The 20,198-nt window shown below is 68.9% G+C and carries 22 protein-coding genes; 12 read left to right on the top strand and 10 right to left on the bottom strand.

Annotated elements, in window-relative coordinates; all coding sequences use genetic code 11:
• Positions 1 to 155: 155 nt before the first annotated feature.
• Positions 156 to 1,484: a peptidase S8 gene (locus tag ACH4YP_RS19440; RefSeq protein ID WP_398491374.1), complete on the bottom strand. Its 1,329-nt coding sequence runs from the start codon at positions 1,482 to 1,484 to the stop codon at positions 156 to 158.
• Between the two features lie 308 nt (positions 1,485 to 1,792).
• Between ACH4YP_RS19440 and ACH4YP_RS19435 the strand changes: the two genes are divergently transcribed.
• On the top strand, positions 1,793 to 2,179 hold the full coding sequence (locus ACH4YP_RS19435; RefSeq protein ID WP_361071100.1) for a metalloregulator ArsR/SmtB family transcription factor: 387 nt from the start codon (positions 1,793 to 1,795) through the stop codon (positions 2,177 to 2,179).
• Positions 2,176 to 2,838, top strand: coding sequence for an SRPBCC family protein (locus ACH4YP_RS19430; RefSeq protein ID WP_361071097.1), 663 nt, complete (start codon positions 2,176 to 2,178; stop codon positions 2,836 to 2,838). Before ACH4YP_RS19435 ends, ACH4YP_RS19430 begins: the two co-directional genes overlap by 4 nt.
• 7 nt (positions 2,839 to 2,845) lie before the next feature.
• On the opposite strand, the gene ACH4YP_RS19425 is transcribed toward ACH4YP_RS19430, so the two are convergent.
• The 3 genes from ACH4YP_RS19425 to ACH4YP_RS19415 are packed head-to-tail and all read right to left on the bottom strand — an operon-like array spanning position 2,846 to position 4,127.
• Positions 2,846 to 3,091, bottom strand: coding sequence for a DUF397 domain-containing protein (locus ACH4YP_RS19425; RefSeq protein WP_361071094.1), 246 nt, complete (start codon positions 3,089 to 3,091; stop codon positions 2,846 to 2,848).
• On the bottom strand, positions 3,084 to 3,272 hold the full coding sequence (locus ACH4YP_RS19420; protein WP_361071091.1) for a DUF397 domain-containing protein: 189 nt from the start codon (positions 3,270 to 3,272) through the stop codon (positions 3,084 to 3,086). Before ACH4YP_RS19420 ends, ACH4YP_RS19425 begins: the two co-directional genes overlap by 8 nt.
• Positions 3,273 to 3,281: 9 nt before the next feature.
• Positions 3,282 to 4,127, bottom strand: coding sequence for a helix-turn-helix domain-containing protein (locus ACH4YP_RS19415; RefSeq protein ID WP_398491370.1), 846 nt, complete (start codon positions 4,125 to 4,127; stop codon positions 3,282 to 3,284).
• Between the two features lie 198 nt (positions 4,128 to 4,325).
• Between ACH4YP_RS19415 and ACH4YP_RS19410 the strand changes: the two genes are divergently transcribed.
• The 5 genes from ACH4YP_RS19410 (at position 4,326) to ACH4YP_RS19390 (ending at position 9,252) form a co-directional block, all read left to right on the top strand.
• Positions 4,326 to 4,748: an ATP-binding protein gene (locus ACH4YP_RS19410; protein ID WP_398491368.1), complete on the top strand. Its 423-nt coding sequence runs from the start codon at positions 4,326 to 4,328 to the stop codon at positions 4,746 to 4,748.
• 68 nt (positions 4,749 to 4,816) lie between these two features.
• Complete coding sequence (locus tag ACH4YP_RS19405; protein WP_398491366.1) at positions 4,817 to 5,560, top strand: trypsin-like serine peptidase; 744 nt, start codon at positions 4,817 to 4,819, stop codon at positions 5,558 to 5,560.
• Between the two features lie 22 nt (positions 5,561 to 5,582).
• Complete coding sequence (locus ACH4YP_RS19400) at positions 5,583 to 7,325, top strand: serine/threonine-protein kinase (protein ID WP_398491364.1); 1,743 nt, start codon at positions 5,583 to 5,585, stop codon at positions 7,323 to 7,325.
• A gap of 36 nt (positions 7,326 to 7,361) precedes the next feature.
• Positions 7,362 to 8,369 (top strand): bifunctional lytic transglycosylase/C40 family peptidase, encoded by a 1,008-nt coding sequence (locus tag ACH4YP_RS19395; RefSeq protein ID WP_361071076.1) that lies wholly within the window; start codon positions 7,362 to 7,364, stop codon positions 8,367 to 8,369.
• A gap of 181 nt (positions 8,370 to 8,550) precedes the next feature.
• Complete coding sequence (locus tag ACH4YP_RS19390) at positions 8,551 to 9,252, top strand: phosphatase PAP2 family protein (protein ID WP_361071073.1); 702 nt, start codon at positions 8,551 to 8,553, stop codon at positions 9,250 to 9,252.
• 108 nt (positions 9,253 to 9,360) lie between these two features.
• Here the strand turns inward: ACH4YP_RS19390 and ACH4YP_RS19385 are convergent, their stop codons facing one another.
• On the bottom strand, positions 9,361 to 10,932 hold the full coding sequence (locus ACH4YP_RS19385; protein WP_398491362.1) for an FAD-binding oxidoreductase: 1,572 nt from the start codon (positions 10,930 to 10,932) through the stop codon (positions 9,361 to 9,363).
• Between the two features lie 524 nt (positions 10,933 to 11,456).
• On the opposite strand from ACH4YP_RS19385, the gene pstS reads away from it, so the two are divergent.
• From pstS to pstB, 4 genes are all read left to right on the top strand, one after another.
• On the top strand, positions 11,457 to 12,581 hold the full coding sequence (gene pstS, locus ACH4YP_RS19380) for a phosphate ABC transporter substrate-binding protein PstS (RefSeq protein ID WP_361071067.1): 1,125 nt from the start codon (positions 11,457 to 11,459) through the stop codon (positions 12,579 to 12,581).
• 104 nt (positions 12,582 to 12,685) lie between these two features.
• Positions 12,686 to 13,687 carry a phosphate ABC transporter permease subunit PstC gene (gene pstC / locus ACH4YP_RS19375; protein WP_361071064.1) on the top strand — a complete coding sequence of 334 codons (1,002 nt, stop codon included), beginning with the start codon at positions 12,686 to 12,688 and terminating at the stop codon, positions 13,685 to 13,687.
• Positions 13,684 to 14,745 carry a phosphate ABC transporter permease PstA gene (gene pstA / locus ACH4YP_RS19370; protein ID WP_361071061.1) on the top strand — a complete coding sequence of 354 codons (1,062 nt, stop codon included), beginning with the start codon at positions 13,684 to 13,686 and terminating at the stop codon, positions 14,743 to 14,745. Before pstC ends, pstA begins: the two co-directional genes overlap by 4 nt.
• Positions 14,746 to 14,793: 48 nt before the next feature.
• Positions 14,794 to 15,570, top strand: a complete 777-nt coding sequence (pstB, locus tag ACH4YP_RS19365; RefSeq protein WP_055612687.1) for a phosphate ABC transporter ATP-binding protein PstB — start codon at positions 14,794 to 14,796, stop codon at positions 15,568 to 15,570.
• Positions 15,571 to 15,894: 324 nt separating this feature from the next.
• Here the strand turns inward: pstB and ACH4YP_RS19360 are convergent, their stop codons facing one another.
• Positions 15,895 to 16,893, bottom strand: a complete 999-nt coding sequence (locus tag ACH4YP_RS19360; RefSeq protein ID WP_361064336.1) for an inorganic phosphate transporter — start codon at positions 16,891 to 16,893, stop codon at positions 15,895 to 15,897.
• A 7-nt stretch (positions 16,894 to 16,900) separates the two neighbouring features.
• Entirely contained in the window at positions 16,901 to 17,521 is a 621-nt protein-coding gene (locus ACH4YP_RS19355) for a DUF47 domain-containing protein (protein WP_055614694.1), read from the bottom strand.
• Between the two features lie 203 nt (positions 17,522 to 17,724).
• On the opposite strand from ACH4YP_RS19355, the gene ACH4YP_RS19350 reads away from it, so the two are divergent.
• Entirely contained in the window at positions 17,725 to 18,096 is a 372-nt protein-coding gene (locus tag ACH4YP_RS19350) for a metal-sensitive transcriptional regulator (protein ID WP_383944179.1), read from the top strand.
• Positions 18,097 to 18,220: 124 nt separating this feature from the next.
• On the opposite strand, the gene ACH4YP_RS19345 is transcribed toward ACH4YP_RS19350, so the two are convergent.
• From ACH4YP_RS19345 to ACH4YP_RS19335, 3 genes are all read right to left on the bottom strand, one after another.
• The gene (locus ACH4YP_RS19345; RefSeq protein WP_361064342.1) at positions 18,221 to 18,421 is read right to left on the bottom strand and encodes a hypothetical protein; all 201 of its coding nucleotides are present in this window, start codon (positions 18,419 to 18,421) and stop codon (positions 18,221 to 18,223) included.
• A 100-nt stretch (positions 18,422 to 18,521) separates the two neighbouring features.
• Positions 18,522 to 19,361 carry a hypothetical protein gene (locus ACH4YP_RS19340; RefSeq protein WP_361064345.1) on the bottom strand — a complete coding sequence of 280 codons (840 nt, stop codon included), beginning with the start codon at positions 19,359 to 19,361 and terminating at the stop codon, positions 18,522 to 18,524.
• Positions 19,362 to 19,749: 388 nt separating this feature from the next.
• Complete coding sequence (locus ACH4YP_RS19335) at positions 19,750 to 20,184, bottom strand: NUDIX hydrolase (protein WP_398491358.1); 435 nt, start codon at positions 20,182 to 20,184, stop codon at positions 19,750 to 19,752.
• Positions 20,185 to 20,198: the final 14 nt, after the last annotated feature.

Here is a 20,198-nt window from a genome sequence, read left to right as displayed (position 1 = left end):
AATTTTAACCAACCGACGGCCCCATATGTTTGGGGTTACCCGGGGGGGCCCGGGGGGGGGGGGGGGGGGGGGGGGGGGGTGCCCCGGGGGGGGCGGGGGGGGGGGGGGGGGCCCCCCCCCCCCCCCCCCGCCGGTTCCGTTCGGTTGAGTGACCGTCAGCCGGTGAAGGCCGTGAGTCCCTCGGGTGTGCCCAGGCCGGTCGGGCCGTCGTAGCCCGAGGTGGCCGTGCAGAGGTAGCTCGTGGTGCAGGTGCCGTTGCTGCCGCTGGTCACGTCGTTGAGGGCGGACGTGCCGGCCGCCGCGTACGGGAACTTCGCCGGGTAGGAGCCGGTGGAGGGGGTGCCGGCGAGGGCGTACACGCCCGCGATGATCGGGGCCGAGGCGCTCGTGCCGCCGAAGGTGTACCAGCCGGCCGTGACGCCGTAGGAGTCGTAGACCGAGACGCCGGTCGCCGGGTCGGCGACCGCGGAGACGTCCGAGACGGCTCGCTTGGTGCAGCCCGTGTCCGTCTGCCAGGTCGGCTTCGTGTCGTACGAGGAGCAGCCCGAGCCGGTTCCCTCGGTGCTGCTGGTCGACCAGACCTTCTCGCTCCAGCCGCGGGAGGAGGAGTCGGAGGAGAGGGCGGTGCCGCCGACCGCGGTCACGTACTGGGAGGCCGCCGGGTACTCGGCGCCGTAGCCGCTGTCGCCCGCGCTGACCGTGATCGCGACGCCCGGGTGCTTGAAGTACGAGGTGTCGTAGGAGGAGTCGGAGGACGACTCGCCGCCGCCGTAGCTGTTGGACACGGACTTCGCGCCGAGTGTGACGGCCCTGTTCACGGCCGTGCCGAGGTTGGCCATGGACGACGACTTGGCCTCGACCAGCAGGATGTCGCAGTTCGGGCAGGTGGCGCTCGCCATGTCCAGGTCGAGGGAGATCTCCTCGGCCCAGCCGCTGTCGGCGGTGGGGAGGGCGGTCGTGGACCCGGTCTGACTGACCTTCTTGAAGCAGCCGTTGGCCGTGGTGCAGGAGGAAAGGCCGTAGTGCGAGCGGTACTTGGCGAGGTCCGCCTCGGCGTTCGGGTCGTCGTACGCGTCCACGATCGCGATCGTCTCGCCGGAACCCTTGGAGGAGGCGGCGGACGTCAGGCCGTACGCGCCCTGGAGGTCGCTCGGGCCGTAGCCGGAGGGGGTGGAGGCGTCAGCGGCCTTCGGCGTGACGCCGTCGGCCTTCGCCTCTGCCTCCTGGAAGGCGGTGGTGCCGCCGGTGACGCGCAGTGCCTTGCAGGCCATCCGGCCCTTGGCGGGCGTGGCGCAGGCGCGGGTCCATGTGACCTTGCCGGCGGTGGACTTGGAGGGGGTGGCGGGGGCCGCGGTCGCCTGGCCCGCGGCGCCGAGGCCGGCGAGGACGAGTGTGGCGGTGGCGACGGCGGCGGATCCGAGGCGGCTCCATCTGCCGCGTATGGAGCGTCTGTTCGGGGTGATGTGGGGAGTTGCGGTGCGCAACGGACAGCCTCCTGGGCGTGGTTGGCAGGAGCGGTGCGGGTGCGGTGCCGCCGGTGCGGTGTCCCCGGCGGAGGGCCTGGGTCGAAAGGATCAAGCGGCCCGCGGATGACCATCCCTTGTTGAGTACGTGACAACAAGGCGCGTCCTGGAATCCTGACTTCCGCCTTACCGAACCCGGCGCCCGCCTTACTGATCAATGGCTGTGCGATGGCAAGGGGCTGGCTGTGGCTTGACCCGACTCACAGGAACGACAAGCGGTGCATCTATTTGCTTGCGCTTATATAAGTGAGCGGTGATACGTTGGTGCCGTGCACGCATTCGACGTACTCGGGGATCCCGTACGCCGCCGGATCCTTGAGCTGCTCGCCGACGGCGAGCTGAGCTCCGGGGCCGTCTCAGAGGTCATCAGGGAGGAGTTCGGCATATCGCAGCCGGGCGTCTCGCAGCATCTGAAGGTGCTGCGGGAGAACGGCTTCGCCACGGTCCGGCCGGAGGGAACCCGGCGGCTCTACGCCGTCAACTCCGACCCGTTGCGCGACATCGACGCGTGGCTGGCCCGCTTCCGGCACTTCTGGACCCCCCACCTGGACGCCCTGGCCACCGAACTGGCCCGGGGCAAGCGCGAGCGCCGGCTCCGTGAGTCCGCCGACGGCACCGGCGGCGACGAACCCGTACAGCAGAGGAGAACGCCATGATCGACGTCACCCACCAGATCAACGCCGTGCGGCGCCGCGTCGGCAGCCGTGTCATCGAGGCCGGCGAAGGACACGTGGTGACCTTGAGCCAGACGTACGACTCGACCGTCGAGGACCTCTGGGACGCCTGCACCAACCCCGAGCGCGTCCCGCGCTGGTTCCTGCCCGTCACCGGCGACCTCCGCGTCGGCGGCAAGTACCAGCTGCAGGGCAACGCCAACGGCACCGTCGAGAGCTGCGATCCGCCGAGGGGCTTCACCGCGACCTGGGAGTTCGACGGGGACGTCACCTGGATCGAGCTCCGGCTGACCCCCGCGGAGGACGGCGGTACGCGCTTCGAGCTCGACCACATCGCCCCCGACGACGACGAGAAGTGGGCCCAGTTCGGCCCCGGGGCCGTCGGCGTCGGCTGGGACATGGCCCTCATCGGCCTCACCCTGCACCTGGCCACCGGCGAGGCCGTGAACCCCGAGGAGGCCATGGCCTGGTTCGCCACCGAGGAGGGCCTCCGGTTCGTGACCCTGAGCAGCGAGAGCTGGTACGCGGCGAGTGTCTCCGACGGTGAGGCGGAGGGGGTCGCACGGGCGCGGGCGGACCGGACGACTGCGGCGTACACCGGTGCGGACGTCGACCCGGGTGCCGGTGCCGAGTCGGACTGACGTCGGTCTAGGGTGACCCGTCCTCCAGGCCTTCCACGCCTTCCACGAAGTGGTCGAACTCGCCTGCCTGTACGCCGAGTACGAAGGCGTCCCACTTCTTCTGGGTGGTCGTGACGACGGTCGCCGGGTCGCTGGTCTCGCGGATGTAGACGAGGTCGTTGTCACCGAAGGCGAGCTCGATCCAGGGGCCCGGGCCGGTTGCCTCCGGCGGGGCGGCGCGTTCCCAGGTGAGGTTCGCGGGGATGTCAGACATGGGCCGGGTTCTCTTTGAGTACGTGGATGAGGGCGGCGAAGGCCTTGGGGGAGGCCCCGAGTATGGAGTGGGCGGGGTCGCCGCTTTCGGTGAGGTGGAGGGCTTCAGCGGTGGAGGTCATGTGTATGCATGAGTCGCCCTCGGAGCAGTAGGACGACTTCTGCCAGGCGTGCGGAGTCACGGGAGTTCCTTAGAGGTCGTTGATCACGGCGTGGATGAGGTCGCGGGTCCTGTCGGGTGAGAGAGCGACGGCGTCCAACTTCTCGAAGAGGTTCCGGTACTTGCGCAGTTGGGCCTGGGCGTCCAGGAATGTGAGGCCGTGAGACTGGTCCAGGTGCACTGTGTCGAGCTCCGGTACTGGGCCGTGCGCGTAGAAGATGGACTGGCCCGATCCGGGGTAGGCGCCGACGTCGAAAGTGATGGCGCGCAGGGTGATGTGCTCCCGCTCGCTCGCGTCGAGCAGATGCTTGAGCTGCTGTTGGGACACCGATGGCCCGCCGATCTTCATCCGCAGAGCTGCCTCGTGAATGATCGCCTCGTACGGAGTCGGGTCGTCCCGGTACAGCACGGCCTGGCGCTTGATGCGGAACGAGACGCGGTGCTCGATGTCCGGTGGGGAAAGCTCCGTGACCGCGTGCCGGAAGATTTCACGGGCATGGTCGACGGTCTGGAGCAGGCCGGGGATGCGGGCAGTGAGGGTGGTGCGGAACGACTGGGAGTTGTGCTCCAGTTCGGCCAGGTCGAGCAGCGGGCTGGGCAGGATCTCGCGGTACGTCTCCCACCAGCCGCGCTTGCGGCCTCCAACCATCCCCGCGATGGCTTCCACGAGGGCCTTGTCTGAGCACTCGTACTGGCGGGCCAAATGGCGCACGCGCTCTGCACTGACGCCGAGCCGGCCGGTCTCCATGTTGCTGACCTGTGCTTGCGGCATTCCGAGGAGTTGAGCGGCCGCCGTTGATGTGAGACCTGCTTGTTCGCGCAACTTGCGCAGCTCGGCCCCGAGCCGGAGTTGACGTCCTGTCGGGTTGGTCCGCACGGCGATGCTCCTCGATCTTCCGTGCTGTAAGTCACCCACACGGATGGTTGTACTTACTCTTCACCGTTATCGAGTGAAGAATATAACTCCTGCCGCTACCTTGATTGTCAGGCGCCCCGCTCAGAAGTACCCCGCTCGACGGAGCGACCGCGGTCACTGAGCAACCGTCCAACTCCCCTCCGTGATCGGAGACTTCCGATGGCAACCGTATCCCCGTCCTGGGCCTACACCCTTCAACTCCCGCACGATCCCCGCGCCCCCGGCATCGCCCGCGCGACCCTGCGAACCGTCCTCGCCGCTCACGGCCTCACTCGACTCGCTCCCACGGCGGAGCTGCTCGCCGCCGAGCTGCTCACCAACGCCCATCTCCACACCAACGGTCCGTACGCCCTGCGGCTGCGCGCCGCCGAGTCCGGGCGGCTGCGGATCGGTGTGTGGGACTCCGACCCCACCGTCCCGCAGGGCTTCGACGCCCCCGGGGCCGTACCGCCGGACACGTCGGAGAACGGGCGCGGGCTGCACCTCGTACGGGCGTGCGCGGACACGTGGGGTGCGTACGCGCTGGGTGGGGACCGGGGCGGGAAGCTGCTGTGGGCCGAGTGTGCCGAGTCGGGGCGCTGACCGGTTCATACGGGATTCTCAGGCAGGGGTGAGGATTCCTCTCACCCCGCGTGGCAAGGCTTCCTTCGATGAAGCGCCCCGTCCGTCTCCCCCTCCTCGTTGCCTTCGCGCTGCTGGCCACCGGGTCGGTTCCCGTGGCGGCGGCGCATGGGCGGGTGCGTACGCCTGAGCCGCTCGGTGTGACGGCGACGGCTCCTGTGAGTGCCGGGGGCGCGCGGGTCGGAGTGCTGGTCAGGGGTGGGGCCCACTACTGCACCGCCTCCGTCGTGCACAGCGAGCAGCGGGATCTGATCGTCACCGCTGCTCACTGTCTGACCGGGGGCGGGAGCGGGGGCATCGAGTTCGTGCCCGGGTATCGGGAAGGGAAAGCGCCCCACGGGGAGTGGGCCGTGACGACGACGTACGTCGGTGACGGGTGGAAGGGGCGGCAGGACGAGGACAGTGATGTGGCGTTCGCTCGGATTGTCTCCCGGGGTGGGAAGGAGATCGAGGATGTGGTGGGGGGTAACCGGCTGGTCGCCGGGCGGGGGCTGAGTCCGGTGGGGCGGGCCGTCACCGTTGTCGGGTATCCCAGGGCGCGGGAAGTGCCCGTGTGGTGCACGAACATCTCCACCGCGTACGGCGGCAGTCAGCAGCGGATCGAGTGTCCGGGGTACAGCGGGGGCACGAGTGGGAGTCCGTGGATCGACGCGGAGGGGCGGGTCGTGGGGGTGCTGGGCGGGTTCCAGCAGGGCGGTGCCACCGATGACGTGTCGTACAGCGTCGTGCTGGGGGGCGAGGCCGCCGCGTTGTACCGGGAGGCGTCGAAGTGACCTGTGTGAAAAGGTCAGTTGGGTGGAGGCACTCAGAGAGCGGGATCCCGCCCACATAGGCGCGTACACATTGCTCGCCCGGCTGGGGGCGGGTGGGATGGGGCAGGTGTACCTCGGGCGGTCGCCCGGTGGGCGGCTTGTGGCGATCAAGGTCATCCGGGACGAGATCACCGACCATCCGGAGGCACTGGCGCGGTTCCGGCGCGAGGTGGAGACGGCTCGGGCGGTGCGGAGCGCGTACACGGCGAACCTCATCGACTCGTCGCTGGATGCCGCGCCGTACTGGCTCGCCACGGAGTATGTGTCGGGGCCGACGTTGGGTGGGGCGGTTGCCGAGCGGGGGCCGTTCCCTGCGGACAGTGCGCGACGGCTGTTCGCGGCTCTTGCCGAAGCACTGGCGAGTGTCCATGGGTACGGCGTGACGCACCGGGACCTCAAACCGCAGAACGTGATTCTCTCCCCGCAGGGGCCGCTGCTCATCGACTTCGGCATAGCGCGGGGTACGGCGGACACGGCGCTCACCCAGACCGGGTTCGCCCCGGGCACGCCCGGCTTCACCGCCCCCGAGGTGCTGAAGGACAATCAGGTGGGCTCGGCGGCGGACGTGTTCGCGCTGGGCGCGACGATCGCGTACGCGGCGACCGGGAGGGCGCCCTTCGGGGCGGGGCACGCGCACGCCGTCTCCTACCGGGCCGTGCACGAGGACATCGACGTGACCGGTATCGAGCCGGAGCTGGCCGCGCTGATCCGGGAGTGCGTCGCGAAGGAGCCCGCCGAGCGACCCGGTCTCGACACCGTCATCGCCCGTTGCTCGGTCTCCGCCGCTCTCGCCGACGACCCCTTCTACCGCCCGCTGGCCGGCACCGGCGACACCGCGCCGCCCGACCTCCCGGCGGCCGTCGCCGCCGGGCTGGTCCCCGCCGGGCACGGGGTGGCGACCCCGCCCGCGTATCGGCCCACGGTTGGGCCCGGTTACGTGCCGACTGTCGGGCCGGGTTACGTGCCGACGGCCGTGCCTTCGACGGCACCCGCCCGCAGACGGCGTGTGCCCGTGGTGGCCGGGATCGCGGGTGCCGTGGTGCTCGTGGCCGCGTCGGTCGTCGCCTGGCAGATGCTGCCCGGCGGGGAGGGGAAAGAGAGCGGGGAACGGGACAGCGGGGAGTCGTCCTCCTCGCCGTCCGCGTCCGGCACCGCCGCAGCGCGGAAGGTGCCCGCGTACATCGAGAACAACAAGGTCTCCCGCGATCATTGGCAGTCCTCGGACGACCCGAACGACGCGACGTACGGCCGCGGCGAGTGCGTACAGGTCGGGCAGGTCAGCGCGCCGAAGGAACTCCAGTACAGCGCTGTCGACGCCGACCGCCCCGACGGCGCGGAGGTCGGAGAGAGGGCGAAGATCTCCTTCCGCTTCAAGTACGCCGAACTGGAGAAGAAGAGGCCCGAGCCCTACTACGTGTCGGTGGGGGTCAAGTCGCCCCACGACATCGACGCCGATACGGGCCTGCCGAACGAGGTCCTCACGGAGAACAAGAGCATCGGCTACACCAGCAAGCCGGTGGACATCTACACCCACTGGAAGGACGGCGGAGACATCGAGCTCACGTACCCCGACGACTTCCAGGAACACGTGGCGGGCGAGACCTGGGAGGCGATCCCCGTCGCCAACGACCCCGGTGACTGGACCGTCGTCTTCTACCACGTCAACGGCAGCCCCACCGACTACGAAAGCGTCGGTTGCACCGGCTTCAGGGTGGGAAGCTCCTAGACTGACGTGGGCTGATTCCGGAGCTGTGGAGGGCGGTTGACGGTGCGTAAGGCGTGGATCGTGGTGACCGTCGCCGCGGGGGCGGGGCTCAGCTTCGTCATGGTGCTGGTCGTCGGGGTCTACATGGTCGCCGGGAACCTCGCCAACGGCGTGGGACAGGGGGCCCGTGGCCTGGCCAAAGGGGCCGTACCGGCCGCGTACCAGACGCTCGTGCAGAAGTGGGGCAATCTGTGCACCGCCATCAATCCCGCACTTCTCGCCGCACAGCTGTATCAGGAGAGCGGGTTCAATCCCGACGCCAAGAGCCCGGCCGCCGCGCAGGGGATAGCGCAATTCATCCCGGGAACGTGGGCAACGCACGGAATCGACGGCGACGGGGACGGCGACCGCGACGTATGGGATCCGAATGACGCGATTCCATCGGCCGCGAAGTACGACTGCACACTTGCGAAGTACGTGAAGGACGCGCCCGGCGACCCGACGAAGAACATGCTCGCCGCGTACAACGCGGGGGCGTACGCCGTCATCAAGTACGGGGGCGTACCGCCGTACAAGGAAACGCAGAACTACGTGAAGACCATCACGACGCTGGAGGAGAGCTTCGCCGCTCCGGTCACCCGTGTCGACCCCTCCAAGCAAGCCGCCGGGGCCATTTACTACGCGCAGAAGAAACTGGGGACGCTGTATCTCTGGGGTGGGAACGGTACCGCTGACCAGGGCGGACGTTTTGACTGTTCGGGGCTGACCAAGGCCTCGTACGAGAGTGTGGGGATCACGCTGCCGCGGGTCGCCAACGACCAGTACAACGCCGGGCCGCACCCGAGCCGGGACGAGCTGCTGCCGGGGGATCTGGTGTTCTTCTCGGACGACCTCACCAACTCCCGGGCCATCCGGCACGTGGGGATCTACGTGGGCGGTGGGTACATGATCAACGCGCCCCGGGCGGGTGCGGTGATCCGGTTCGACCCGATCGACACCCCCGACTACTTCGGGGCGACCCGGGTCACCGAAGATGGCGCGAAAGCGTTGCCCACCTCTGTGTGAAACCCTCCCCTGAGCTGCGGCGATGTATCTCTCTTCGATAACGTCTGAGTGATCATTCGGTGGAGGGTGGAACGTATTGAAGGGGAGTGTGCGTTCCTGTTCTCGTAGCCGATGACGGGGGTTGAGGCGCGGCGTACCGGTGGGTGCGTCGGTAAGAAGATGACGAAGGGGCCGTTGCACCATGGCTGGACTCGCCGAATCCGGTTCGAACCCTGACGTTGACTTGCTCTACGACATCAATGGTCTCGCCAAAGACGCGCCGCACTGGTTCGACCGTGTCATGGAGTTCGTGGGCGAGTGGGGGCTCCTGCTCGCCATGGTGATGCTGGTGCTCTGGTGCTGGCTCACCGTGCGGAAGCGGGGCGGGGAGGACGCCGCCTCGTCCGTCGCCGCGCTGGTCTGGGCGCCGCTCGCCGCCGGCATCGCCGTACTCGTGAATGTGCCGATACGGGGATTTGTGGAGCGGCCTCGGCCTTTTGTCGACCATGACGGGCTGGACGTTCTTATCGGTGGCAAGAGCGACTTTTCGTTCGTGAGCGATCACGCGACTCTCATGATGGCGATGGGGGTCGGGCTGTTCGTCGCGAATCGGAAGTTCGGGCTCGTGGGGATAGTGCTGGCCCTGCTCGGCGGGTTCTGCCGGGTTTATATGGGCGTGCACTATCCGACCGATGTGATCGGTGGCTTTGCGCTCGGGACCGCGGTGGCTCTGCTGCTTTCGCCGCTCGCGATGGCCTTGCTGACGCCGGTCGTGGCCGCGGTGGAGAGGTCGCCCCGGGTGGGGTGGCTGGTTCGGGCGGGTGGCGCCGCCGGGGAGCGGGGGAAAGTGATTCCTGGGGCTCGGAGTGAGGTTGAGGCGGAGGAGCGGGATCTCGCGGCGTAGGTGTGGGGGTAGAAGCCAAAAGATTGCGCCGTTCCCCGCGCCCCTGAAGGCCACAGGACTGCGCCGTTCCCCGCGCCCCTGAAGGGTCGCCCCCAGCCGGCCCGTGCCTTACAGCGACTGCGGGAACTTGAAGAAGTCCTCCGGGTCGTACTTCGTCTTCAGTGTCCTGAGGCGGGGGGCCGCCTCGCCGTAGTACGCCTCGCGCCAGTTCTTGAGGGTTGGGTCGGTGTAGTTCTGGTAGGCCGCGCCCGATGCGTACGGCTTCATCGCTGTGTGGGCCTGGGTGAGCCAGGAGTTGGATGTGGTGCCGGAGGTTCCCGGGCGCCAGGCGGCGATGTACTGGGCCAGCATGCGGGAGCGGCGGTGGACGAAGGCCGTTGCCGTGGGGTCGATTCTGTTGATCGCGCCGCCCAGGGCGGTCAGGGCGATGCTGCCCGTGCCGCCCCGGACCCCCGATATCTGGGAGAGCAGGGTCTGGATGCCCGCCGCGGAGATCGAGCGGTCGAAGAAGTCCGAGCGGCCCGCGTAGGTTTCGCGGCCCAGTGCGCCCTCGGGGGAGCGGCCCGGTGTCCCGCCCGGGAGGTGGCACTGGGCGTCGTCCGGGAAGGCCGAGCAGCCCGCGTACACCTCCATCGACTCCTCGTAGGAGCGGCGCTTGAGGGAGACGCTGCGGGCGGAGGCGCCGATGCGGTCGGCCAGGCGGTCCACCGCGTTCTGGAGTTCGCCGTACGTGCCCAGGGAGAAGGCCGCCACGGAGACCGTGGGCGTGCCGCCGGCCGCGTTCTCGAAGTGGCACGAGGACCAGATCTCGTCGGGCTGGTCGGGGCCCCACTCCTGCCAGGCCCTGAGGACGGCGGCGGCCCTGGACCACGGCCAGGACATGAACGCCGAGACGCCCTGCGGGGCCGGGTGGGTCCTGAAGCGGAGCTCGGTGACGACGCCGAAGTTGCCGTTGCCCGCGCCGCGCAGGGCCCAGAAGAGGTCCTTGTTCTCGGTCGCGCTCGCGGTGAGCTGCTTTCCGGCCGCCGTCAGCAGCGTCGCCCGGGTGAGGCTGTCGCACGTCAGGCCGTAGGCACGGGACACGACGCCGTGGCCGCCGCCCAGTGTCAGGCCCGAGACGCCGACCGTCGGGCAGGAACCGGCCGGGATCGTGACGCCCTTCGCCGCCAGCGCGCGGTAGACGTCGATCAGCTTGGCGCCCGCGCCGACCACGGCCTCGTCGCCGGAGGCCCGGACCGCGGACAGCTTCGAGATGTCGACGATCAGCCGGCCGTCGCCCGAGGACCAGCCCGCGTACGAGTGGCCGCCGTTGCGGATCGAGACGGGGACGGCGTGGGCCCGGGCGTACGCGAGCGTCGTACGGATGTCCTCGGCGTGGGCGACGTACGCGACGGCCGTCGGTCTGAGCGAGTCGAAGCGGGTGTTGTAGAGCTGGCGGGCCGCGGCCCAGTTCGCCTCGCCCGGGCGGACCAGGGGGCCGTCGAGGTCCCGCGCCAGGGCCTTGAGGCCGGCCGCGGCGGTGGCGCTCGTCGTCTTCCGCGGTGTACCGGACGTACGGGCCTCCTCACCCGCCCGCGGTCCGGAACCCCCGCCGGTGTCGTCGGCGCCGCCGGTGCACGCGGCCGAAACCGCCGTCGCCGCGAGTGCGGCGCCGCCACCCATGAACGTACGCCGTCGCATACGCGCCTCCTGTTGCTCCCGTGGAACGAGACGGGTCCACGGTCCGGCGGGTTCCACAGTCCGGCGGGTTCCACGGGCGGGCTCCGGGAATTGCGTATGCGACTGCTCTGGGACGCCGGTTTTCGGCCATGCGAACGCCGGTGCGTACGGGGCGGATGCAGGGGTGAGAGGAGGGGCGGGAGGGGTGAGAAGCGGCCGGAAGAGGGGAGTGATCCTTCCGAAGGAGGTGGTTCCGGTAGTCGGGACCCACACGTGTTCTCCCCGTGAGCGTTCCGTGACCTCACCGCACTGACGGCAGGGGTTCACCCTCCGTTCACCCACGGCCATTGGCCGCTTCACCTGATCTGCCTAATTTCGGCCTTACCCGGTGCGTGGTGCGAGCAGAGACCCGCTCACGTATCTGTCGATATCAGTTGATAGCAGCAGTAATACGCAGTATGACGGCAGTCTCGTGCGGACGAGAGGCTGCACCACGACCTCGCACGCCGCCGGTACACGGCGGCTCCTGGAAGGAACTCCCGAAAGTGAAGCTTCAGCGCAAGAACCGGCTTCGCGCCCTTTCGCTCGGTGCTGTCGCCGTCTCCGGCGCCCTGGCGCTGACGGCGTGCGGCTCCGACGACACCGGCGGCGGCAGCGGCGACGAGAGCGCGCCCGCGGCCAACAGCGCCATCAAGTGTGACGACGCCAAGGGCGAGCTGCTCGCGGCCGGCTCCTCCGCGCAGAAGAACGCGGTCGACGCCTGGGTGAAGCAGTACACGGCTTCCTGCAAGAACGTTCGGATCAACTACAACCCGAACGGTTCCGGCGCCGGTATCACCAACTTCCTCCAGGGCCAGACCGCCTTCGCCGGTTCGGACTCCCCGCTGGACTCCGAGGAGATCACCAAGTCCGGCGAGGTCTGCAAGGACAGCCAGGCCATCGACCTGCCGATGGTCGGCGGCCCGATCGCCGTGTCGTACAACCTGCCGGGTGTGGACGACCTCGTCCTGGACGCCTCGACGCTGGCCAAGATCTTCGACGACAAGATCAAGACCTGGAACGACGAGGCGATCAAGAAGCTGAACCCCGCCGCGAAGCTGCCCAGCACCAAGATCCAGACGTTCCACCGCTCGGACGACTCCGGCACCACGGACAACTTCACCAAGTACCTGAAGGCCGCGGCCGCCTCGGACTGGAAGTACGAGGGCGGCAAGGCCTGGCAGGCCAAGGGCGGCCAGTCCGCCTCGGGTTCCTCCGGTCTCGCCCAGCAGGTGACCCAGACCGCCGGCGCGATCTCCTACATGGAGCTCTCGTACGCCAAGTCGGCCCAGACGGTCCACGTCAAGACCGGTGCGGCCACGCCCGTCGAGGCCACCGTCGACAACGCCACCAAGGCGATCGCCGAGGCCAAGGTCGTCGGCGAGGGCAAGGACCTCGCCCTTGAGCTGAACTACAAGCCCACCGCCGAGGGCGCGTACCCGATCACCCTCGTGACGTACGAGATCGCGTGCGAGAAGGGCAACAAGGCGGAGAGCCTCGCCGCCACCAAGTCCTTCCTCACCTACGTCGCCAGCGAGGAGGGGCAGGCCATCCTCAAGGACGCCAGCTACGCCCCGATGCCCGAAGAGATCATCACGAAGGTCCGCACGACCGTCGCCGGCCTGAGCTGACCCAAGCGTGCGGCCCGCACCGGTGGCAACCGGAGCGGGCCGCACCGTCCGGTGCACCGCCGCCTGGAGCCCGCACCCAAGGGTTCCGCAGACCGGAGAACTCCATGGACATATCCACTCAAGACGCACCAGTCCCTCCCCCCACCACACAGACCACCGAGGAGAAGCGCGCCGCGCGAGGTGCCACCCGCCCCGGAGACCGGATCTTCCTCGGTCTCTCGCGAGGCTCGGGCATCCTGCTCCTGGTGATCATGGCCGCGATCGCGGTCTTCCTCACCTACCGTGCCGCTCTCGCCATCTCCGAGGACGAGGCCAACTTCCTCACCGCCTTCGAGTGGGAGGCCAACGCCGACCCGCCGAAGTTCGGTATCGCGGTCCTCGCCTACGGCACGGTCATCTCCTCGATCATCGCCATGGTGATCGCGGTCCCGGTCTCCGTGGGCATCGCGCTGTTCGTCACGCACTACGCCCCGCGCAGGCTCGGCGGGCTGATCAGCTACGTGATCGACCTGCTGGCCGCCGTCCCGTCCATCGTGTACGGCCTCTGGGGCGCCCTCGTCCTCGTACCGCACATGAACGGTCTGTTCGGCTGGCTTGACTCCTACTTCGGCTGGACCGGCTTCTTCGACTGGCAGGGCGGCCCCGCGCGCTCCCTGTTCACCGTCGGCATCCTGCTCGCGATCATGATCCTGCCGATCGTGACCAACGTGAGCCGCGAGGTCTTCCGCCAGGCCCCGCAGATGCACCAGGAAGCCGCGCTCGCCCTCGGCGCCACGCGCTGGGAGGTCATCCGCATGTCGGTGCTGCCCTTCGGCCGCTCCGGCGTCATCTCCGCCTCGATGCTGGGCCTCGGCCGCGCCCTCGGCGAGACGATGGCCGTCGCCACGGTGCTCTCGCCGAGCTTCCTGATCGAGACCAGCCTGCTCGACCCGGGCGGCGGCACCTTCGCCCAGAACATCGCCAGCAAGTTCGGTGAGGCCACCGAGACGGGCCGCGACGCGCTGATCGCCTCCGGTCTGGTCCTCTTCGTCATCACCCTGCTGGTCAACGGCGCGGCCCGTGCGATCATCGCTCGCCGCAAGGAGTACTCGGGGGCCAACGCATGAGCAACGTCGTCATGGACCAGCGCCCCAGCAGCGACCTTCAGGGCGCGCGCCTTCCCCGCTGGACCCCGTGGGCGGTCGCCGTGGGCTCCGTGGGAGCGGGCCTCGGCATCAGCGCGGCGGCCGGGCTGGAGAGCAGCATCCAGTGGGCGCTGATCGCCGCGCTGCTGTTCGTCCTGGTCAGCTACGGGCTCGGCGTCAAGGTCGAGGGCGGCCGGCAGGCCAAGGACCGGTTCGCCACCAGCCTCGTCTGGGTCGCGTTCCTCCTCGCCGTCATCCCGCTGGCCTCCGTCATCTGGGAGACCGTCAGCCGCGGTGTGAAGGTGCTCGACTTCTACTTCCTGAGCCACTCGATGGGTGTGGTCGCGGACTCGGAGGTCGGCGGTGGTATCAACCACGCCATCATCGGAACCCTGGAGCAGGTCGGCCTCGCCACGGTGATGGCCGTGCCGGTCGGTGTGCTCACGGCGGTCTACCTCGTCGAGTACGGGCGCGGAAAGCTCGCCCAGACGGTCACCTTCTTCGTCGACGTCATGACGGGCATCCCGTCGATCGTCGCGGGTCTGTTCATCCTGGCGATCATGCTCCAACTGCAACTGGAGCCCTTCGGGTTCGCCGGATCGCTCGCTCTCGCCATCCTGATGATGCCGGTCGTGGTCCGCTCCACCGAGGAGATGCTCAAGCTCGTACCGAACGAGCTGCGCGAGGCCTCGCTGGCCCTGGGCATCCCGAAGTGGCGCACGATCATCAAGGTGGTCCTGCCGACGTCCATCGGCGGTATCACCACCGGTGTGATGCTCGCCGTCGCGCGCATCGCCGGTGAGACCGCGCCCGTACTGCTGCTGGTGTGGGGCAGCCCCTTCATCAACAACAACCCGTTCGAGGGTGCTCAGGCGTCGCTGCCGCTCTACATCTACCAGCAGTACGCTCAGAGCGCGGGCAACGCCCCGGCCTACGACCGTGCCTGGGCCGCGGCACTCGTGCTGATCATCATCGTCATGATCCTCAACCTCGCGGCCCGCGGCATCGCCCGCTGGAAGGCCCCGAAGACCGGTCGCTGACGCGGCCATACAGCGACCAGACTTACCCCCGCGAAAGAAGTAGATCCCATGGCCAAGCGAATCGACGTGAGCGGGCTGACCGCTTACTACAGTGCCCACAAGGCAATCGAAGACATCTCGATGACCGTCGAGCCGCGCTCGGTGACGGCCTTCATCGGTCCGTCCGGCTGCGGCAAGTCGACGTTCCTGCGCACGCTGAACCGTATGCACGAGGTCACGCCCGGCGGGCGGGTCGAGGGCAAGGTCCTCCTGGACGACGAGGACCTGTACGGGCACGGGGTCGACCCCGTGGCCGTGCGCCGCACCATCGGCATGGTCTTCCAGCGGCCGAACCCCTTCCCGACCATGTCGATCTTCGACAACGTGGCGGCCGGGCTGAAGCTCAACGGCTCCTACAAGAAGTCCGAGCTGAGCGATGTCGTCGAGAAGTCGCTCAAGGGCGCGAACCTCTGGAACGAGGTCAAGGACCGGCTGAACAAGCCGGGGTCCGGGCTTTCCGGTGGTCAGCAGCAGCGGCTGTGCATCGCGCGGGCGATCGCGGTCGAGCCGCAGGTGCTGCTGATGGACGAGCCCTGCTCGGCGCTCGACCCCATCTCGACGCTGGCCATCGAGGACCTGATCGGTGAGCTGAAGGAGCGCTTCACGATCGTCATCGTGACGCACAACATGCAGCAGGCGGCGCGGGTGTCCGACCGGACGGCGTTCTTCAACCTCTCCGCGGTCGGTCAGCCCGGGCGGCTCATCGAGATAGACGACACGGAGCGGATCTTCTCCAACCCGTCCGTTCAGGCCACGGAGGACTACATCTCCGGGCGCTTCGGCTGAGCGGTTGCGCTCCGCTTTTCCCGACCCCCCGCGGTGCTGCATGGCGGTGCCACCGCGGGGTCCGATAGGGCCCGCCCCCTGGCTTTGGGGGGCGGGCCCGTCGGCTTTTTCTCTCGCCCCCGCCGCCCCTTCCCTTCCCGTCCCTGGGGGCTGCGCCCCAGACCCCCGCTGTCGCGCTGACGCGCTCGTCCTCAAACGCCGGACGGGCTGAAGGTGTCGGCCCGGGCCGCAATGTATTCAGCCCCTCCGGCGTTTGAGGAGCGGGGGTTCGGGGGCCGGCCCCCGAGACGGGACGGGTAGGGGCGGCGGGGGCGAGAAACGTTCCTACACGAACGCCAGGTTCACGACCCAGAAGCTCGCCGCGGCGACCAGCGCGGCCGCCGGCATCGTGATGAACCAGCCGAGGATGATGTTCTTGGCGACGCCCCAGCGGACGGCGTTCACGCGCTTGGTGGCGCCGACGCCCATGATGGCGGAGGTGATGACGTGGGTCGTCGAGATGGGCGCGTGGAAGAGGAACGCCGAGGTGAACATGATCGAGGCACCGGTCGTCTCCGCGGCGAACCCCTGCGGCGGATCCAGCTCGATGATCTTGCGGCCGAGCGTCCGCATGATGCGCCAGCCACCCGCGTACGTACCCAGGGACAGCATCACGGCACACGCGATCTTGACCCATACCGGGATCGGATCGCCCGCGTCCTCCACGTCTGCGATGACCAGGGCCATCACCACGATGCCCATCGTCTTCTGGGCGTCCTGGAGGCCGTGGCCGAGGGCCATACCGGCCGCGGACACGGTCTGCGCGATACGGAAACCGCGCTTGGCCTTGTGCGGGTTGGACTTGCGGAACATCCACAGGATCGCGCACATCACCAGGTAGCCGGAGACCAGACCGACGATCGGCGAGATGAACATCGGGATGACGACCTTCTCCAGGACGCCGGACCAGATGACCCCGATCCCGCCCGCGAGCGCCGCCCCCACCATGCCGCCGAACAGCGCGTGCGAGGAGGAGGACGGGAGGCCGAAGTACCAGGTGACGAGGTTCCACACGATCGCGCCCACCAGCGCGGCGAACAGGATCCACATGCCCTTGTTGCCGTGCGGTGTCTCGATCAGGCCTTCACTGACGGTCTTGGCGACCCCGCTGCCGAGGAACGCGCCGGCGAGGTTCATCACCGCGGCCATCGCGAGCGCCGCCCGTGGCGTCAGCGCGCGCGTGGACACGGAGGTGGCGATGGCGTTGGCCGAGTCGTGGAAGCCGTTGGTATAGGTGAATCCGAGCGCGACACCAATGGTCACGATCAAAGCGAAGGTGTCCATGAAAAGGTCAGGACTCCTTGACCGCGATGGTCTCCACCGTGTTGGCCACGTGCTCGAAGGCGTCGGCGGCCTCTTCCAGCACGTCCACGATCTGCTTGAGCTTCAGTACCTCGATGGCTTCGTACTTGCCGTTGAAGAGCATCGCCAGCAGCTTGCGGTGGATCTGGTCGGCCTGGTTCTCCAGGCGGTTGACCTCGATCCAGTACTCGGTGAGGTTGTCCATCGTGCGCAGGTTCGGCATGGCCTCGGCGGTCAACTCGGCCGCCCGCGCCAGTACCTCGATCTGCTGTTCGACGCCCTTGGGGAGATCCTCGACGTTGTAGAGGACGACCAGGTCGACGGCCTCCTCCATGAAGTCCATGATGTCGTCGAGGGACGAGGCGAGGTTGTAGATGTCCTCGCGGTCGAACGGCGTGATGAACGAGGAGTTCAGCTGGTGGAAGATCGCGTGCGTGGCGTCGTCACCGGCGTGTTCCGCGGCCCGCATACGCTCGGCGATCTCGGCCCTGCCGGAGGCGTCCGCCCCGAGCAGTTCCATCAGGAGCTTCGAGCCCGTGACGATGTTGTCCGCGGATGCGGCGAACATGTCGTAGAAGCTCGTCTCCCTGGGGGTCAGACGAAATCGCACGTGGGGTCCTCGGATTGCTTCGGTTTCGGTCAGGCTGATGCTAGGCGCATCATTCGGCCACGGCTAACCGGCCGCCCACCAGTGTCGCCCATCGGGCACAGTGATCAGCACGGGGTCCTTCGGGGACGTCGGCCAAGGGCCCTATACCCAGCAAAGTTCGTTACCATATACCCGGTAGGGGTATCAGTCAGCAGGAGGACGCGATGACGACCACCGAGGCCGGCGCCACAGTGCCCTCCGGGGAGGCGCGGGAGGCCGGGGCCCAGGAGATCGTGACCGACCACGACCGCGGGATCCACGGCTACCACAAGCAGAAGGACGAGCACCTCAAGCGGCTGCGGCGCATCGAGGGCCAGATCCGCGGCCTGCAGCGCATGGTCGACGAGGACGTCTACTGCATCGACATACTCACCCAGGTCTCCGCCTCCACCAAGGCGCTCCAGTCGTTCGCCCTGCAGCTCCTCGAAGAGCACCTTCGTCACTGCGTCGCGGACGCGGCCCTCAAGGGCGGCACCGAGATCGACGCGAAGGTGGAGGAGGCCACGAAGGCGATCGGGCGGCTCCTGCGTACGTGACCCTCCGGGGGCGGGCGGTGTGTTAGGTGCGGGTCCGTCGGGGCTGGTCGCGCAGTTCCCCGCGCCCCTAAAGCCAAAAGATTGCGCAGTTCCCCGCGCCCCTTGTGGGGCGCGAGCTAGCCGGTCAGGCTGAGCCATCGGTCTTTTCGCCGTGCTCTTCCAGGAAGCGCTCTTCGGCCAGCTTCAGGACCTCGTCGATGCGGTCGGGGCTGAGCCGGTCCTCGCGGGCGGTCGAGGCGGCGATGATCAGGTCGCCGCACAGCTCGATCTCGGCGAGGGCCACGTGGTCCTGAACTGCCGTACCGCGCGCCGGAGCCACGTGCATCACCTCTTCCTGCCGTCACCGACTTCCTAGAGTAGGGAGCGGCCCACGGACGGCGCATGGCACCAACGGACCATTTCCGGCCCCGCACATTCCGGCCTCCCTATTCGGCGATCCGTCCGGCGTAGATGTCTTTCGCATCCGGCAGCCGTACGTCGACGGGTGCTCCGAAGTCGTACAGCAGGGTCGTCGAGGAGACGGCGACCGTACCTTTCTGCTGCCCGTTCACGAAACTGAAGCGGTGGCGGACCTTGCGGATGCGCCCCTCGTCGTCGAGGTAGACGTCGAAGGGGACCGTCGCCGTGGCGAAGCCCTTCGCCGCCGCCCGCAGGGACGCCCGGCCCCCGGGGGAGGCGTCGCGCGCGGCCGCGCCGAGATCGGCGGTGCCGCGGTAGTGCCGTACGGCGGTGCCCGCGACCGACGTCCTCCCCACGTACGTCGCCTCGCGCGTGCCCCGCAGCAGTTCCGCGGCGGCGAACGGGTCGGTGGCGCCGCCGGTGACCAGGTTCCCGTCGGAGAGCGTGGCCGTGTCGACGCGTACCCACTTGTCGGCCGGGACACCCGCGCCGCGGTTCTTCATGTAGAGGGCGCCCGGCGCGAGGAGCTCGGTGATCGGGCGGCGCTCGTCGGCGCCGGCCGGGTCCTGGGGGAGGAGCACCTTGAGGCGGCCCACCTGGTCCCCGTAGTCGTAGACGCCCTCGCCCCGGATGGTCACGCGGGTGCCGCCGGTGGCCATCTCCATCGACGTACGCGCCTTGGAACTGCCCGCCCGGACCAGGTTCTCCGCGCTCCGGTGGAGGATCCCGACCGGGTCCTCGGCGGCCCGCGCGTCCTCGGCGGCGGCCCCGGGGCCCGAGCAACCGGCGGCGCAGACCACCAGCCCCGCCGTCGCGGCGGCCAGGGCGACAGCGCCGCCCCGCAGTCTCAGTTGCCGCTCCACCATCGCCTGCCAACCCCCAGCCGGGCCGTCCTCGCGCGGGCCTCCTGTCGTCCGCTTAACGACGGGTGGGGGGTGTTGTCACGCGAGGACCCGGCCCGGGGTGGTGTTCACCCGCGGTGGGTACCGTTGTTCTCGTGGCGCATCAGGAGCAGAGCAACCCTCCCGAACATCACACGACGACGGTCGACCAAGGCCGTTTCTGCCTGGCCCGCTGCACCTGTGGCTGGAGAGGCCCGGCCCGTCGAGCCCGCAGCCTGGCCCGCACGGACGCGGAGACCCACTCAACGGCTCCGGCCTGAGCCGTCCCCTCAGCCGTACACGTGCAGGCCGCCACACACGTACAGGCCGCCCTGCATGTACAGGCCGCCCTGCATGTGCAGGCCGCGCGGCGCTACGCGTGCCGCAGCACGGCCAGCAGTTCGTCGACGAGATCCTTGTCGCGGGGCTGGGTGAGGCGGTGGCGGGCTCCCGTCGGGGAGAGCCAGAGGATGCGGTCGACCTCGCGGTTGGGGGCGAAGCGGCCCTCCGTCGCCTCGGCCGCCCAGTAACTGACCTGCTTGGGGCGGTCGTTGGCCAGGTAGTGGAGGGTGGCGAGGCGGGGTCCGGTGGCGCAGCGGTAGCCGGTCTCCTCCTCCACCTCGCGCATCGCGCCCGCGAGCGCTTCCTCGGCGCGTTTCAGCTTGCCCTTCGGATGCGACCAGTCGTCGTACTTCGGCCTGTGGACCAGGCAGATCTCCAGTTCGCCGTCGAAGGGCGAGCGGCGCCACAGTACGCAGCCCGCCGCGAGCACGGGGTCTTGGTTCGTCGCGTGCACTGGGCCTCCCATCGCGTGTACGGGGC

It is taken from the genome of Streptomyces sp. NPDC020747, from assembly GCF_044334695.1.
Classification (GTDB): Bacteria; Actinomycetota; Actinomycetes; order Streptomycetales; family Streptomycetaceae; genus Streptomyces.
The sequence above is the reverse complement of the archived record's forward strand: the minus strand, read 5'-3'. Positions and strand labels throughout refer to the sequence as shown.